The 16,108-nt window shown below is 76.0% G+C and carries 13 protein-coding genes; 9 read left to right on the top strand and 4 right to left on the bottom strand.

The genetic code is table 11. The features are described from left to right. Positions 1 to 65 precede the first annotated feature (65 nt). Positions 66 to 1,067: a DNA polymerase III subunit delta gene (holA, locus tag JT721_RS00405; RefSeq protein WP_205470913.1), complete on the top strand. Its 1,002-nt coding sequence runs from the start codon at positions 66 to 68 to the stop codon at positions 1,065 to 1,067. A gap of 89 nt (positions 1,068 to 1,156) precedes the next feature. Beyond that, positions 1,157 to 2,446 (top strand): APC family permease, encoded by a 1,290-nt coding sequence (locus JT721_RS00400; protein ID WP_205470912.1) that lies wholly within the window; start codon positions 1,157 to 1,159, stop codon positions 2,444 to 2,446. On the opposite strand, the gene JT721_RS00395 is transcribed toward JT721_RS00400, so the two are convergent. The 3 genes from JT721_RS00395 to JT721_RS00385 all read right to left on the bottom strand — a co-directional run bounded on the left by JT721_RS00395 (position 2,379) and on the right by JT721_RS00385 (position 5,256). Then, positions 2,379 to 3,797 carry a PLP-dependent aminotransferase family protein gene (locus JT721_RS00395; protein ID WP_205470911.1) on the bottom strand — a complete coding sequence of 473 codons (1,419 nt, stop codon included), beginning with the start codon at positions 3,795 to 3,797 and terminating at the stop codon, positions 2,379 to 2,381. The genes JT721_RS00400 and JT721_RS00395 overlap by 68 nt on opposite strands. Before the next feature lie 100 nt (positions 3,798 to 3,897). Further along, on the bottom strand, positions 3,898 to 4,158 hold the full coding sequence (gene rpsT, locus JT721_RS00390) for a 30S ribosomal protein S20 (protein ID WP_205470910.1): 261 nt from the start codon (positions 4,156 to 4,158) through the stop codon (positions 3,898 to 3,900). A 123-nt stretch (positions 4,159 to 4,281) separates the two neighbouring features. Next, the gene (locus JT721_RS00385; protein ID WP_307827728.1) at positions 4,282 to 5,256 is read right to left on the bottom strand and encodes a phosphotransferase; all 975 of its coding nucleotides are present in this window, start codon (positions 5,254 to 5,256) and stop codon (positions 4,282 to 4,284) included. A gap of 58 nt (positions 5,257 to 5,314) precedes the next feature. Between JT721_RS00385 and JT721_RS00380 the strand changes: the two genes are divergently transcribed. From JT721_RS00380 to JT721_RS00370, 3 genes are all read left to right on the top strand, one after another. Next, a complete protein-coding gene (locus tag JT721_RS00380) occupies positions 5,315 to 6,895 on the top strand; it encodes an FMN-binding glutamate synthase family protein (protein WP_205470909.1) in 1,581 nt (526 codons plus the stop codon). 114 nt (positions 6,896 to 7,009) lie between these two features. Then, positions 7,010 to 8,887, top strand: coding sequence for a translation elongation factor 4 (lepA, locus tag JT721_RS00375; RefSeq protein WP_205470908.1), 1,878 nt, complete (start codon positions 7,010 to 7,012; stop codon positions 8,885 to 8,887). Between the two features lie 260 nt (positions 8,888 to 9,147). Continuing rightward, the gene (locus JT721_RS00370) at positions 9,148 to 10,248 is read left to right on the top strand and encodes a hypothetical protein (protein WP_205470907.1); all 1,101 of its coding nucleotides are present in this window, start codon (positions 9,148 to 9,150) and stop codon (positions 10,246 to 10,248) included. Between the two features lie 18 nt (positions 10,249 to 10,266). Here JT721_RS00370 and JT721_RS00365 read toward each other — a convergent pair whose 3' ends face one another. Then, positions 10,267 to 11,037, bottom strand: coding sequence for a hypothetical protein (locus JT721_RS00365; protein WP_205470906.1), 771 nt, complete (start codon positions 11,035 to 11,037; stop codon positions 10,267 to 10,269). A gap of 87 nt (positions 11,038 to 11,124) precedes the next feature. On the opposite strand from JT721_RS00365, the gene JT721_RS00360 reads away from it, so the two are divergent. The 4 genes from JT721_RS00360 to JT721_RS00345 all read left to right on the top strand — a co-directional run bounded on the left by JT721_RS00360 (position 11,125) and on the right by JT721_RS00345 (position 15,996). After that, a complete protein-coding gene (locus JT721_RS00360; protein ID WP_205470905.1) occupies positions 11,125 to 12,465 on the top strand; it encodes an O-antigen ligase in 1,341 nt (446 codons plus the stop codon). Positions 12,466 to 12,657: 192 nt separating this feature from the next. Then, positions 12,658 to 13,929, top strand: coding sequence for a hypothetical protein (locus JT721_RS00355; protein ID WP_205470904.1), 1,272 nt, complete (start codon positions 12,658 to 12,660; stop codon positions 13,927 to 13,929). Continuing rightward, positions 13,926 to 15,059, top strand: coding sequence for a glycosyltransferase family 4 protein (locus tag JT721_RS21530; RefSeq protein ID WP_205470903.1), 1,134 nt, complete (start codon positions 13,926 to 13,928; stop codon positions 15,057 to 15,059). Before JT721_RS00355 ends, JT721_RS21530 begins: the two co-directional genes overlap by 4 nt. 25 nt (positions 15,060 to 15,084) lie before the next feature. Continuing rightward, a complete protein-coding gene (locus tag JT721_RS00345; protein WP_205470902.1) occupies positions 15,085 to 15,996 on the top strand; it encodes an aminoglycoside phosphotransferase family protein in 912 nt (303 codons plus the stop codon). Positions 15,997 to 16,108 lie beyond the last annotated feature (112 nt).

The following is a 16,108-nucleotide window of genomic DNA, read 5'->3' as shown; positions in this document are numbered from 1 at the left end:
CCGACCTTGGCCCCGGTCGCGGGGCCCGACCCGCTGTCGGCGGGGTGTGGCAGGCTGGCGCCACCATGGCCGGCTCCCCACCTCCCGACGTCCCCGGCCCCGCCGACGTGCTCGGCCGGGTCACCCTGGTCACCGGCAAGGAGGAGTACCTCAGCGAGCGCACGGTGGCGGCGGTGCGCGCCGCCGTCCGCGCCTTCGACCCCGAGGCCGAGCTGGCCGAGTCGCCGGCCGGCGACCTCACCCTGGCCACCTTCGGCGAGCTCGCGGCCCCCTCGCTGTTCTCCTCGATCCGCTGCGTCGTCGTCCGCGGGCTGGAGAACCTGCCCGAGGAGTCGGTCGACGGACTGCTCGCCTACGCCGCCGCGCCGGCCGAGGAGGTCGCGCTGGTGCTCGTGCACGGCGGCGGCCCCCGCGGCAGCGGGGTGCTCACCAAGCTGCGCAAGCTCAAGCCGGTCACCGAGATCAAGTCCGCCGAGCTCAAGGCCTCCGAGCTGCCCGGCTTCGTGACCGCCGAGGCCCGGCGGCACGGTGCCCGGATCGACGCCGACGCCGCCCGCGCGCTGGTGGAGGCGATCGGCCAGGACCTGCGCGGCCTGGCCAGCGCCGCATCCCAGCTGACCCACGACTTCCCGGGCGAGACGCTCTCGGTCGAGCGGGTCAAGCAGTACTTCGGCGGCCGGGCCGAGGCGAAGTCGTTCGTGGTCGCCGACGCCGCCTTCGCCGGCCGCCGTCAGGCGGCCCTCGAGGAGCTCCGCTGGGCGATCGACGGCGGAACCCCGCCGGTGCTGGTCACGTCGGCGTTCGCCGGCAGCGCCCGCGGCCTGGCGCGGTTCAAGACCGCCCCGGGCCGGATGAGCGAGGGCGACCTCGCCCGCGAGGTCGGGGTGCCGCCCTGGAAGCTGCGCACCCTGCGCGACCAGGCCCGCGGCTGGTCGGAGGCCGGCCTGTCTCGCGCGATCCGGGCGGTGGCCCAGGCCGACGCCGACATCAAGGGCGCGGCCAGCGACGCCTCCTACACCCTGGAGCGACTGGTGCTGACCATCGCCGGGCTTCGCGAGCGCGGCTGAGCCGACCGTTCGGGGGCGGGTTAATTGGCCCTGTCGATCGGCTCACAATCGGACCACTGACCGGGCCGATCCGGCCCTAGGTTCGGAGCATGTCCACGACCCGAGGTCTCTCCGTCCCCCAGGGCGTCGCGCTGATGGTGGGTGCCGTGCTCGGCACCGGCGTGCTCGCCCTCCCCGCCCTCGCCGCGTCTGTCGCCGGACCGGCCTCGATCCTGGCCTGGGGGCTCCTCGTGGCGCTGTCGGTGCCGCTGGCCACGACCTTCGGTGCGCTGGGCGCCCGCTACCCCGACGGCGGCGGCGTCTCGACCTACGCCCGGCACGCCTTCGGCCCCCGGGCGGCGACGGTGGTCGGGTGGTGCTTCTTCGTCGCCGTGCCGATCGGTGCGCCGGCGGCGGCCGGGTTCGGGGCGGCGTACGTCGCCGACGCGGTGGGCGGTGGCCGCGCCGTCGAGCTCGGCACGGTCGCCGCGATCATGGCGGTCGTGGCGGGGATGAACTCCGCCGGCATCCGGGTCTCGGCGGGCGTGCAGCTCGGGATCGCGGGTGCCCTGGTCGTGCTGCTCGGGGTCGCGACGCTCGCGGCGCTGCCGCACGTCGACGCCGGCCACCTGACGCCGTTCGCGCCCCACGGGTGGGCCGCCGTGGGCAGTGCCGCCGCCCTGCTGGTGTGGGCGTTCGCCGGGTGGGAGGTGGTCTGCTCGCTCTCCGGCGAGTTCGCCGACCCGCGCCGTGCGATCCCGCGGGCGACCGCGCTGGCGGTCGGGGGCATCGGGGTGCTCTACCTCGGCCTGGCGTTCGCGACGGTGGGCGCGCTCGGCGACGACGCCGGCCCGGCACCGCTGTCGGACCTGCTGGTGCTCGGGTTCGGCGAGGCCGCCAGGCCGGTCACGGCCCTGGTCGCCCTGCTGCTCTCGGTGGGCGCGATGAACGCCTACTTCGCCGGGTGCTCGCGGCTCGGGGCGGCCCTGGCCCGCGACGGCTCGCTCCCGGCCTGGCTGGCGCACGGCTCGGCCGCCGGCGAGGTGCCCCGCCGGTCCCTGGGGGTGACGGTCGCCGGCGGTGCGGCCACGCTGCTGGCGATGGCGGTGACCGGTGCCGACCTGACCAGCACCCTGCTCGTGGTCACCGGCGTGTTCACCCTGGTCTACGTCGTCGGCACCGCGGCCGCGGTGCGGCTGCTGCCGCGCGGCACCGCCGTGCACGCCTGCGCCGTGGTCTCGCTGGCCGCGACGCTGGGTCTGCTGGCGGTGACCGGGCTGCCGGTGCTCGGCTCGCTCGCGATCGGCGCGGCGGCCCTGGTCTGGTGCGCGGTCACCGACCGGCGGCCCGCGCGCGCAGCCGAGCCAGTCGTCGCATGCCCGGCCGGATCGACGCGGTAGCGGCCGCACCGTAGCCGAGGACCACCCCGGCCGGTCGCCCGAGGGAGCAGTAGCCGGCCAGCGACTCGGCGACGACGCCCTCGGCCGCGGCCGCTCGCAGCAGGGCCTCGACGTCGGCCGGGGAGACGCCCTCGTCCCAGACGCCGGTGAGGTGCAGCCCCGCGGCCGAGGGCAGGAGGCGCAGGCCCAGGTCAGCCGCGGCGGTCGCGACCAGGTCGCGGCGCTCGGCGTAGACCCGGGTGGCCCGGCGCACGTGCCGCGCCATCAGCCCGTCGTCGATGAAGTCGGCCAGCGCGAGCTCGGCCTCCGGCCGGCCGAACCCGTCGGAGAGCTGGCGGGCCGCCGCGAGTGCGTCGAGGAGGCCGGGCGGGGCGACCAGGTAGCCCAGCCGCAGCGCCGGAAGCAGCGACTTGGAGAAGGTGCCGACGTAGATCACCCGGCCGTCGCGGTCGAGGCGGTGCAGCGGGTCGAGCGGGCGCTCGACGAACCGGAACTCGCTGTCGTAGTCGTCCTCGACCACGGCCAGGTCGTGGCGCCGAGCGTGGTCGAGGAGGGCGTGCCGCCGGGCCAGCGACAGCGGCGGGCCGAGCGGGAACTGGTGCGACGGGGTCACGAAGACCAGCCGGCACCGCTCCGGCAGCTCGTCGACGACCAGCCCCTCCTCGTCGACGCGCACCGGCACCACCCGGCAGCCGTGGGCCGCGAAGAGGTCGCGCGCCGAGGGGTAGCCGGGGTCCTCGACCGCCACGGTGTCGCCCGGGCGCAGCAGCACCCGCGCGACCAGGTCGAGGGCGTGCTGGGTGCCGTGGGTGGTGACGATGTCGTCGGGCTCGGCCTGCACCCCGCGCGCGTAGGCGAGGTGGCGGGCCACCGCCGCGCGGAGCGCCGGCTGCCCGGTGGGGCCGGCGTAGGTGCCGGGCACCGTCGCCGAGCGGGTGCGCGCCGAGACCAGCCGGCGCCAGGTGTCGTAGGGGAACAGCGAGCCGTCGGGGATGCCCGCGCGGAAGTCGTGGGCCGGCGGCGGGGAGTCGCCGCTCACCGGCCGCGGTGTCCAGGCCCAGCCGGCGCGTGGGCGCAGCGCGGCGCGGGCGGGCCGGCGGCGGGGGAGCGGGACCACGTCGGCGACGTAGGTGCCCGAGCCGGTGCGCGCCTCGAGGTGGCCCTCGGCGACCAGCCGCTCGTAGACCGTGGTCACGGTGTTGCGGCCCAGGCCGAGGTCCGCGGCCAGGGTGCGCGAGGCGGGGAGCCGGTCACCGCTGCGCAGCCGGCCCTCGCGGATCGCCTCGAGCAGGGCCCGGTAGAGCACGACCGAGCGCTCCCCGCGCACGGAGAGGTCGAGGCTCAGGTCCATGCCCGGCATCGTCGTACGCCGGGGAGGAGGAAATGACGACGACCCGCCCGGACACCCCGGGCGGGTCGGTCTGTGCTGCCGCGATCGACGGCGGCCGGACTCAGAGAGTGGCGGCCTTCTTGGCGATCGCGGACTTGCGGTTCGCGGCCTGGTTCTTGTGGATGACGCCCTTGGAGGCGGCCTTGTCGAGCTTGCGCGCGGCGTCGCGGGCGGCGGCGACCGCGGTGTCCTTGTCACCGGCCTCGGCGGCCTCGCGGAACTTGCGCACGGCGGTCTTCAGGCCGGTCTTGACGGCCTTGTTGCGCTCGTGACGCTTCTCGTTCTGCTTGTTCCGCTTGATCTGGGACTTGATGTTGGCCACAGGTGAACCTTCGTCAGTTGGTGGTGTCGGTGAGACTGGTCGATCGCTGGGGGGCGGCCGGCGTGGACGCCGGGCACGCGACGGATAAATCTAGCAGCGGGCCGGCGGAGCGCCCAAATCCGCTCACTCCCAGCCGCGGCGCTCGCAGAGCCAGTCCCACAGCACGTCGCCCTGCCAGGTCTGGTGCGCCCGGATGTAGGGCGACGTGGGTGGTCTCGGCTGCGCGCCGGAGGTCAGGAAGTAGGGGATCACGAGGGCGAGCACGATGTCGACCTGCTCGGCCGTCACAGAGGCGAACGTCGGGTGCTCGGCCAGCACCCGCTCGACGTCGAGGCCGTCGCCGCGCGGCCCGATCAGCAGCAGCAGCGAGTCGAGCCAGGCGGCGCCGCGCACCGGCCAGTTCCAGTCGCAGAGCACCATGCTGCCGTCGGCGCGGACGACGAGGTTGTCGTCGCGCACGTCGGTGTGCACCACGGTGTCGCCGTCGACCACCTCGGCGAACCGGGCGGCCAGCGCGGCGGCGTCGGCGTTGCGCGGGGAGGGGTAGAGCGCGTCCATCCGCTCCCACAGGTCCGGCCACGTGGCGAACTCGGTCGAGAACGGGTCCAGCGCCAGCCCCGGCGGCCCCGGGGTCAGCACGCGCGCCGTGCGCGCCAGCAGGTCCAGCGCGGCGGCCAGCTGGTCCTCGCGCCAGGGCCGGGCCGGCGCCGTCCCCTCCACCAGCTCGGTGCCGAGCGCGACCCAGTCGCCGTCGTGGGTCCACAGCAGCCGCGGCGCGGGGGTCTCGGGCGGCAGCGCGGCGAGCTTGCGGGCCTCCTCGCGGTAGGCGTCGGCGAACATCCGCTGCGCCTGCACGGAGGCCGCCTTGACGAAGTGGCGCGAGCCGTCGGCACAGGTGAGGGCCGAGGCGAACCCGGGGGTGAAGCCGCCGGTGCACGACGTCGCCGCGACCACCGGTGAGCCGCAGCGCTCCTCGACGACCGAGCGCAGGTGGGGCGGCAGGTGCACCCACTCCAGCCGGCGCGCGGTGCGCCCGGCGGGCACGGGGTAGGCGCCCACCGGGGGCCGGAGCGGGGCGGGACCGGAGGGGGACGACACGCGCCCCATCCTTCCGCGCCTGCTACCCGCGGCGGCGCAGACCCGCGAGGATGCGGGCGTGCTGCGGTTCCTCGTACTGGGTGTCCTGGCGTTCCTGGGTGCGGTCACGTTGCTGGCCGCGACCATCGGCGGCTGGGGCTGGTGGCTGGTCGTGGCGGTGCTGGCGCTGCTGCTGCTCGTCGCCGTCCACGACCTGGTGCAGACCAAGCACGCGATCCTGCGCAACTACCCGGTGCTCGGCCACCTGCGATTCCTGCTCGAGGACATCCGCCCCGAGCTGCAGCAGTACTTCATCGAGCGCAACTTCGACGGCCGCCCCTACGACCGCAACACCCGCACCGCGATCTACGCCCGCGCCAAGGGCGAGCGCGAGGAGCACCCGTTCGGCACCGAGCGCGACCTCTACGCCGTCGGCTACGAGTACCTCGTCCACTCCACCCGACCGGTCGACCCGCTGCCCGAGCCGCCACGGGTCCGGGTCGGCGGACCCGCCTGCCGCCAGCCCTACGACGTCGCGCTGCTCAACGTGAGCGCGATGAGCTTCGGCGCCCTCTCGGCGAACGCCATCGAGGCGCTCAACCGCGGCGCAGCTGCCGGCGGCTTCGCCCACGACACCGGCGAGGGCGCGATCAGCCGCCACCACCGCCACGGCGGCGACCTGATCTGGGAGCTGGGCTCGGGCTACTTCGGCGCGCGCACCCCCGACGGCGACCTCGACGAGCGGCTGTTCGCCGAGAAGGCGGCCGACCCCCAGGTGAAGATGGTCAGCCTCAAGCTGAGCCAGGGAGCCAAGCCCGGTCTCGGCGGCGTGCTGCCGGGCGTCAAGGTGACGCCCGAGATCGCCGAGACCCGCGGCGTCGCGGTGGGGGTGACGGTGGTGTCGCCGCCGTACCACCGGGCCTTCGGCACGCCGCGCGAGCTGGTGCGGCTCCTGGCCCGGCTGCGCGAGCTCGCGGGCGGCAAGCCGGTGGGCTTCAAGCTGTGCGTCGGCTCGCGCGTCGACGTGCTGGCGATCTGCAAGGCGATGGTCGAGGAGGACTCCACCCCCGACTTCGTGATCGTCGACGGCGCCGAGGGCGGCACCGGCGCCGCGCCCCAGGAGTACGCCGACCACGTCGGCATGCCGCTGACCGAGGGGCTGATGACCGTGCACGACGCGCTGGTCGGCGTGGGGCTGCGCGACCGGGTGCGGATCGGCGCGTCCGGCAAGGTCGCCACCGGGGTCGACGTGGTCAAGCGCCTGGTCCAGGGGGCCGACTTCACCCTCGCCGGCCGGGCGATGATGATGGCGACGGGCTGCATCCAGGCCCAGACCTGCCACACCAACACCTGCCCGGTAGGCGTGGCGACCCAGGACCCCAAGCGGATGCGGGCCCTGCACGTGCCGGACAAGACGGTCCGGGTGACCCGCTACCAGCGCGAGACCGTGGCGCAGGCCGTGCAGGTCATCGCCTCGATGGGCCTGCGCTCCTTCGAGGAGCTGCGCCCGCACATGCTGCGCCGGCGCATCGACCACCAGACCATCCGCAGCTACGCCGAGCTGTTCGAGCACCTCGCGCCGGGCCAGCTCCTGCGCGACCCGCCGCCGGCGTGGGAGAACGACTGGCGGCTCGCCGACCCCGACCGGTTCCGGCCCTGAGCCGTCGCCCCGGCGCCCGACCGGAGGGCGCGCGTGCGAATCGGCATCCCGCTCGACGCCGTGGGAGGATGACGAGGTCCCCACCCGCCCACCCGAGAGCCCCGACGAGCACCCGTGCCCGCACAGACCCCCGCGCCGAAGCCCGGCCACACCGACCCGGCGATCATCCGCAACTTCTGCATCATCGCTCACATCGACCACGGGAAGTCGACGCTGGCCGACCGGATGCTCCAGCTCACCGGCGTGGTCGACGAGCGGGCGGCGCGCGCCCAGTACCTCGACCGGATGGACATCGAGCGCGAGCGCGGCATCACCATCAAGAGCCAGGCCGTGCGGATGCCCTGGACGGTCCCGGCCGACAACGACGCCGGGGCCGAGCCCGGCACCTACGTGCTCAACATGATCGACACCCCGGGCCACGTCGACTTCACCTACGAGGTGTCCCGGTCGCTCGAGGCCTGCGAGGCCGCCGTGCTCCTGGTCGATGCCGCGCAGGGCATCGAGGCGCAGACGCTGGCCAACCTCTACCTCGCGATGGGCGCCGACCTCCACATCATCCCGGTGCTCAACAAGATCGACCTGCCGAGCGCCAACCCGGAGAAGTACGCCGCCGAGCTGGCCGGCCTGGTCGGCTGCGACCCCAGCGAGGTGCTGCGGGTCAGCGCCAAGACCGGGGTCGGCGTCGACGCGCTGCTCAACGAGATCGTCCGGCAGACCCCGCCCCCGGTGGGGGAGGCCGACCGCCCGGCCCGGGCCCTGATCTTCGACTCGGTCTACGACACCTACCGCGGCGTCGTCACCTACGTCCGCGTGGTCGACGGCCGGCTCAACCACCGCGACCGGATCAAGATGATGTCGACCAACGCCACCCACGAGATGCTCGAGGTCGGCGTGATCAGCCCCGAGCAGGTCAAGGCCGGCGAGCTCGGGGTGGGGGAGGTGGGCTACCTCATCACCGGCGTCAAGGACGTGCGCCAGTCGCGGGTCGGCGACACCGTCACCACCCTCCACAACGGCGCCACCGAGCCGCTGGGCGGCTACAAGCACCCCAACCCGATGGTCTACGCCGGGCTCTACCCCATCGACGGCGACCAGTTCGGCGACCTGCGCGAGGCGCTGGAGAAGCTCCAGCTCAACGACGCCGCGCTGGCCTACGAGCCCGAGACCTCCGGCGCGCTGGGCTTCGGCTTCCGCTGCGGCTTCCTGGGCCTGCTGCACATGGAGATCACCCGCGACCGGCTGGAGCGCGAGTTCAACCTCGACCTCATCTCGACCGCCCCCAACGTGGTCTACGAGGTGCAGATGGAGGACGGCTCGGAGATCGAGGTCACCAACCCCAGCGAGTTCCCCGAGGGCAAGATCGCCGAGGTCCGCGAGCCGGTGGTGCGGGCCACGATCCTGAGCCCGTCGGACTACATCGGCACGATCATGGAGCTGTGCCAGGCCAAGCGCGGCACGCTGCACGGCATGGACTACCTGTCCGAGGACCGGGTCGAGATGCGCTACACGCTCCCGATGGGCGAGATCGTCTTCGACTTCTTCGACCAGCTGAAGTCGCGCACCAAGGGCTACGCCTCGCTGGACTACGAGCGCTCGGGCGAGCAGGCCGCCGACCTGGTCAAGGTCGACATCCTGCTGCAGGGCGAGCCGGTCGACGCGTTCAGCGCGATCGTGCACAAGGACGCCGCCTACTCCTACGGCGTGATGATGGCCGGCAAGCTCAAGGAGCTGATCCCGCGCCAGCAGTTCGAGGTGCCGATCCAGGCCGCGATCGGGGCCCGGGTGATCGCCCGCGAGAACATCCGCGCGATCCGCAAGGACGTGCTCGCCAAGTGCTACGGCGGCGACATCAGCCGCAAGCGCAAGCTGCTGGAGAAGCAGAAGGAGGGCAAGAAGCGGATGAAGATGGTCGGCCGCGTCGAGGTCCCCCAGGAGGCGTTCGTGGCCGCCCTCAGCACCAACGCGCCGGCCGAGAAGACCGGCAAGAAGTAGCCCGCCGCCGCCGAGCCGTCGTTACTCGGCACGAGTAACGACGACTCGGCGCGAACGGGGCGGCCGCCGTCCCCAGAACTGAGTAAAGACCCGCGAGGGGCGGGGTGTCCCGCCCCGAGCGGCCGCAGCGTGGGCGTACGCCGGACCGCGGCGGGTGTCCCGGGAGTTCGGCCGAAACCCCGCCACGCCCCCGGGGCCGGCTGCCACACTGGACACTCGCACCACACGCGACGCGTCTCGGGAAGCCAAGGGGGAAGTGGATGAGCACGACCGATCCGAGCGAGGGCGCCCAGCCGTCCGGTGCCGGGGCGAGCGAGCGCGCCCAGGAGCTGCGGGCCAGCCTCGGCGCCCGCGGCGAGGCCGAGGCGCTGCTCGCGGAGGCCAGCGAGGTCCGCCGCAAGGCGCTCGCCGACGCCGACGCCATGGTGGCCGAGGCCCAGCAGCTCTCCGACCAGCTGCTCGCCGAGAGCAAGGGGTCCGCCGACCAGCTCACCGGCGAGGCCCGCGAGCGCGCCGACGCGATCCTCGCCCGCGCCCGCGCCGAGGCGGCCGAGCTCACCGAGGCCGCCCGCACCGCCGCCGAGCAGGTCCGCGCCACCGCCGAGCGCGAGTCCGAGGAGCTGCGCGCCCAGGTGCGCGCCGAGGTGGCCGAGCAGGGCCGCCGCGAGCTCGTCGAGATCCGCCAGCAGGCCAGCTCGATCATCGGGGACGTCGAGGCGTCGGTGCGGATCCTCGGGGTCGCGCTGGAGTCGGCGGCCACCAACGTCGGCGACATCCTCACCGCGCTCGGCACGCTGCGGGCCAGCACGGTCGACGTGCTGCCGGAGCCGACCCCTGGCGACCAGGAGACCCTCGCGGGAGGCGGCTCGCTGGCCGCGACCGGCACGCCGCTGTTCACCAGCACCCCGCCGGGCGCCGACGCCCCGCGCTCCGCCCCCGCCTTCGGTGCCGAGAGCACCGACGAGCCGGGCGGGGCGACCGCCGCCGTGGAGCCGACCGAGGAGTCCGCGGAGCCGGCCGCCGCGGAGCCCGCGTCGCAGCCCCGGGCGGGCCAGGCCAGGGGCAAGGGCCGCGCCCGGAGCCGCTCGGGTGCGAAGCCCGTCCGGCAGCCGGTGCCGCAGCCGCTCACCGAGGCGGCCGACGAGCCGCCCGCCGCCGTGGTCGCGGCGTCCGCAGAGGCGACCGAGCCGACCGAGCCGACCGAAGCGGCCGAGCCGGCCGCAGCGGGGGAGACGACGGGCGAGCCGGTCGAGGAGCAGACCCTCGAGGTGATGCCGCAGACCGAGCAGGCGAACCGGGACAAGCAGGAGCACGAGCACGCCGGGCGGCCGCTCGGCTGGCTGTTCCGCTCCACGCAGTAGCCGGGCTCGACCCGGTCCTCAGCAGTCCGGCGCCGCGCCGCCGCCGAGGGGTGCGGGCCGCGCCCAGACCGCCCCGATCCGGACGTCGTCCGGCACCGGCTCGAACAGCTCGAGCCGGGCGCGCGTCGTCGTCGCGGCGGGCAGGCAGGTCCACGTCGCCGAGACGACGGCGACCAGCCGGCCGGCCGGGTCGCGCAGCTCCGCCTGCACCACCGCGGCCGGCAGGGCGTCGACCGTGGCCACGTCGACGACCGCCACCGTGAGCCCGGCTCCGGGCTCGACGCCCACCGGCAGGGCCCGGGCCGCCGGCTCGGGCGCGCCGGCGGGGCCGGTCCAGGCCGCCTCGCGGAAGCCGACCTCGAGCCGGGCGGTCGCGGGGTCGGCGACGGGGACGTCGGTGAGGAAGTAGAAGCCGTGGGACTCGCCCGGCCCGACGCCCTCGGCGGTGCAGCAGCCGGACTGGTCGGGCATCGAGGTCGAGGTGCCGAGCACGGTGCCGTCAGCGTCGCGGAGGGTGGCCGCGAGCCGAGCCCGGCGCACCACCCGGTCGGTGTGGTTGGTGACCACCACCGACACCAGCGACCCGGTCACCCCCCAGTCGGTGGTGGTCAGCGAGGGCAGGGCACCGGGTGCGGTGGGGTCGGGGCCGCTGTCGCTCACCGGGGTGATCGCGAGCTGGTCGGAGATCGTGGTGCAGCCGCCCAGGACGGGCAGGACGAGCACCGCCAGCGCGGCGACGGCGACTGCCGGCCGGGCGCGCGGCCGCCGGCGTACCGAGTTTCGGGGCATGCGCTCCCCCCTTCAGCCGCATGTCCTCGTGCCTTCCTACTGTAGGGGGGACGGCAGGTCCGACCTGTCCACCGGGGGGTGAGTGGGATGTCCGTGTCGGTGCGCCCCGCACCCGCGCGCGCTCCCCGCGACGCCCCGCCCCCGTCGCCGGTGCGGACCGCCGCCGAGCTGGGCGTGCCGGTGGTGGCCGCGGCCGCGGCCGGGCTCGCGGTCGGCCTGCGCCCCCACCAGGCGCTCGCGGCCGTCGTCGGCGTGCTGCTGGTCGCCATGCTGGTGCGGGTCGAGTGGGCCGCCCCCGCGGCGGTCGTCGCGGCCCCGGTGAGCACCGTCCTCGCCGGCGTGCACCCCTGGCTGCCGGCCGTGCCGCCCGCCGTCCTGGTCGTCTCGTGGGCGCTGCGCCGGCTGCACGGCCGCCTGCACGCCGGCCGCCCGGGGACGGTCGCCGCGACCACCGCCGGACTGGCGGCGGTCGTGGTGCTGGCGGCGCTGGTCCACGGCAACGGCGACGCGGGCCTGGCGGCGCTGCTGCGCCAGCTCGGCCTGCTCGCGGTGCTGCTGGTGCTGCTCGACTGCCTGCGCGACGGGGTGCCTGCGCGTCGGCTCGCCTCGACCTACGTCGCCGCGTGCGTCGCGGCCGCCGTGCTCGGGCTGGTGGCCATCCCGCTCACCGACGCCACCCGGGTGCCCGGGTCGCTCGCCGTGCACCTGCTGGTCGCAGCGGTGCTGTCGGTCGGGCTGCGGCGGCTCGCGCCGCGGCCGCGACGGGTCGACACCGGCACCGCCGTCCTCCTCCTGGGCCTGCTCGGCACGGCGTCGGGCGGGGCCCTGCTCGGGCTGCTGGCCGGCGCGGGCGCGCTGGTGGCCACCGGCCTGCTCACCCGCCGCGCCGCGCTCGGGGTGGTCGTGGTGCTGCTGACCCTGGGCGGGCTGGCGCTGGCGACCGACTCCGAGCGGGTCGGTGCCGAGGTCCGCGACCTGGGCCGCCGGCTCGAGCACCGCGTCGACGCCCGCGCGGAGCTGTGGCGGGCGCCGGCGGAGATGGTCCGGGAGCACCCGCTGCTGGGGCTGGGCCCGGCGGCGGTCGACGTGCACCACGAGGACTACGCCGGGCCCACCGACGACGCCGTCCACGACCGCGACCAGGCCCACAGCACCTACCTGCAGGTGGCCGCCGAGACCGGCCTGCTCGGGCTGGGCGCGCTGCTCGCGCTGGTCGCCGCCGGGCTCGCCGGCGCCGCCCGCCGCTGGCGCCGCGACGCCGACCCGCTGGCCGCGTCCGTGCTCGCCGCCGGGGCGGCCGCGCTCGTGGCGGGAGGCCTGGTGACCCTCCACCTGGTGCTGCCGCTGTGGCTGCTGGTCGCGCTCGGCGGGGCCCTGGCAGACGGGGCACTGGCCGACGGGCCCCGCGACGCCGCTCCCCGAACCTGACGCACGGCGCCCGGTCTGGACCGATCCGTCCGAGACGCCGAAACCGCGAACCCGCAGGTCAGGGCTGGCCCACCATGGGCGGGCGGGCGCCGTCCGATCCACAACATCGGGTATCTCGGCACCGTGCGTCCGAGGTGCGCCGGGGGGCCACCAAGACTGGGGCGAAGCAGCCAGCACCACAGTGGGGAAGAGATGGAACTGCGCGACCTGGGGGGAGCGCTCTGGCGTCAGAAGCCGCTGGTGGCGCTGGTGCTCGCCGTCACGGCGGTGGCGGTGTGGGCCGGCCTGGCGCTCGCCCCCAAGACGTACGTCGCGACGGCGACCCTCGAGGTGACGGCGCAGCCCGGGGTCGAGGTCGACGCCGAGGAGCTCGACGCGCTGCGCGGCACGGTGGCCGAGCTGGCCGGCTCGCGCCAGGTGGCCGTCGAGGTGCGCGCCCGGCTGTCGGTCGAGCGCGGTGTGGAGGAGCTGCGCCGCGCGACCAGCGGCGAGCGGGTCGCCGGCTCCGGGGTGGTCGAGGTCTCGGCCGGCGACCCCGACCCCCGGGTGGCCGCCGAGGTCGCCAACCTCGTGGTCGAGGTGCTGCCCGCCGTCGACCCGGGCGGCGGCGTGCTGGCCCTCACCCCTCGCGACGCGGCGCTCCCGCCGCGCAGCTACCGCAGCCCCAACGTGCTGCTCGCCCTCGCCCTCGGCGCGGCGCTCGGCCTGCTGGCCGCGTCGTGGGCGGCACTGCTGCGCGACCGGCGCACCCACGTCGTCCGCTCGGCCACCGGTGCCGAGGAGGCCGCGGGCGCCCCGCTGCTGGCGCACGTCGCGGCACCCGACGACCCCACCGTGATGCCCGCCCTCGAGCCGGGCACGGCGGCGGCCGAGGTCTTCCAGCTGGTGCGCGACGCGGTCGGCTCCGGGCTGGGCGGCCCGCCGGTGACGACGCTGGTCGTCGCCGGGCTCGCCGACGACGACCTCAACACCTGGTTCGGCGCCAACACCGCGATCGCCCTGGCCGACGAGGAACGCCGGGTGCTGCTCGTCGACGGCCGGATGGGCGAGCGGTTCGGCCGGCCCGGGGCGGGCCAGCCCGAGACGCCCGGCCTCCACGACGTCCTGCTCGGCACCGCCGACCTCGCCAGCGCCGTCAGCGCCGGCCCGGTTCCCCACCTGGCGGTGCTGCCCAGCGGCACCCGGGGGAGCGAGCCGGCCGGGCCCCTGCTCGGGCGCCGGTTCGCGGCCGTGGTCGACCGGGCCCGGGCGCTGGCCGACGTCGTGGTCGTGCTCGCGCCCCCGCTCGACGTCAGCGACGACGCCTGCGTGCTGGCGGCCGGTGGCGCCCTGGTGCTGGTCGTGCCCGAGGACGCGACCACGCCCACCCTCCTCAGGGCACGGGCCGAGCGGGTGCGCGCCGCGGGCGCCCGCGTGCTCGGCGTCGTCCTGGTCTCGCCCGGCCGGGCCCTCGTGACGGCGTGAGCGTGTCGACCCGCCCGAGCGTGCGCGAGCCCGGCGACCCGGGCAGCCGGCGCCTGCACGTGCTGCACGTCGCGGAGCCCGTCGACGGCGGGGTGGCCGCGGTGGTGCTGGCCCAGGTGCGCGACCAGGTCGAGCGCGGCTGGTCGGTCTCGGTCGCCTGCCCGTCCACCGGCCCGCTCGGCTTCGCGGCCCGGCTGCTCGGTGCGGAGGTGCACTGGTGGGACCTCGGGACCGGGACCGCGGGCGGCGTCCGCGCCGCGCTGCTGCTCGCCGAGGTGCTCGCCGCCACCGGCCCCGACGTCGTCCACCTGCACGCCGGTCGGGCCGGCGTGGTGGGTCGGCTGGTCGTCCGCAACCGGGTGCCCACCCTCGTCGAGCCGCACGGGCACCCGGCCGCGGCCCGCACCGAGCGTCGGCTGGCGCGCTGGACCACCGAGCTGGTCTGCGCCACGGAGGGGGAGCGGAGCCGGGCCGCGGCGCTGGGCATGACCGGTCCGGCCTCGGTGCTCAGCCCGGGGGTCGACCTGGTGCGGCTGCAGCCGCTCGAGGAGCGCGACCGGGTGCTCGGTCGGCGGGCCCTGGCGCTGCCGGACGTGCCCACCGCGCTCTGCGTGGGGCGACTGACGGTCGACAAGGGCCAGCGCGACCTGCTGGCGGCGTGGCCGCGGGTGCGCGCGCAGGTGCCCGACGCGGCGCTCCACCTCCTCGGCGACGGACCCGACCGGCCGGTGCTGGAGCGGCTCGCCGCCGAGCTGGAGGGGGCGCGGGTCGTGGGCCGGCGCTCCGACGTGCCGACCTGGTACGGCGCCGCCGACGTCGTCGTGGTGCCCTCGCGCTCCGAGGAGCTGTCGCTGGTCCCGCTGGAGGCGATGGCGTCGGCGCGCAGCGTCGTGGCCACCCGGGTGCCGGGCATCCTCGACACGGTGCCGCCCGGCGCCGGGGCGCTGGTGGAGGTCGACGACCACACCGCCCTGGCCGATGCGGTCGCCGAGCGGCTGACCGATCCCGAGCGGGTCGAGGACGAGGGCTGGGCCGGGCGGGCGCACGTCGAGGCCCACCACGACGCCGCCGCCTCGGCCAACGCCCTGGCCCGGGTCTACCTCAAGGTGCTGGGCGCCCGGCGGCGCTGAGCCCGGCGTGTGCGACCATCCGCCGGTGCGTCGCTCGGAGCTGCCCGCGGGGGTGCTGGCCTTCGCCGACCGCGGTCCCGACTGGGCGGCGTACGTCGAGGCGCTGCCCGCCACCGTCACCGCGCTGCTCGCCGAGTGGGGCCTCCAGCCCGACGGGTCGCCCACCCACGGCTGGACGGCCCTGGTGCTGCCGGTGCGTGCGGAGGCCGGCCCGGCGGTGCTCAAGGTCGGCTTCGTCGAGGAGGAGACCGAGCACGAGCCGCTGGCCCTCCAGACCTGGGGCGGCCGCGGCGCCGTCCGGATGCTGCGGGCCGACCCGCGCCGCGGCGCGATGCTGCTGGAGCGGCTGGGGAGCCGCGACCTCACCACGGTCGACGCCCTGGCGGCGTGCGAGGTGGTGGCCGGGCTCTACGGCCGGCTGCACGTGCCGGCCCCGCCCCAGCTGCACCCGCTGGCCGGGCTGGTCGGCCGCTGGACCGGCGGACTGGCCAGGCTCGGGCGCGGCGCACCGGTGCCGCACCGCCTCGTCGAGCAGGCGGTCTCGCTGGGCCGCGACCTGGTGGCCGACCTCGAGGCGGACCCGCCCGGCGTGCTGGTGCACGCCGACCTGCACTACGAGAACGTGCTCGCCGGCACCCGGGAGCCGTGGCTGGCCGTCGACCCCCACCCGGTCATGGGCGACCCGCACTACGAGCCGGCCCCGATGCTGTGGGACCGCTGGGCCGAGGTGGTGGCCTCCGGCGACGTCCGGGCCGCCGTCCGCCGCCGGTTCCACACCCTGGTCGACGCCGGCGACCTCGACGAGGACAGGGCCCGCGACTGGGTGGTGGTCCGGATGCTCCACAACGTGCTGTGGGAGCTCGAGGACCACCCCGGCCGCCCCGACCACGACTGGCTGACCACCTGCATCGCCGTCGCGAAGGCCGTCCAGGACTGACCCGTCCCCGCCGAGTCGTCGTTACTCGTGCCGGGTAACGACGACTCGGCCGGGCGGGTGCGACGATGGGGCATGCCCACCGTGCTCTCCGTCAACGTCGGCCTGCCGCGCG

Source organism: Nocardioides sp. SYSU D00038 (assembly GCF_016924665.1).
Classification (GTDB): domain Bacteria; phylum Actinomycetota; class Actinomycetes; order Propionibacteriales; family Nocardioidaceae; genus Nocardioides.
This window is presented reverse-complemented; position numbering and strand designations above follow the sequence as displayed.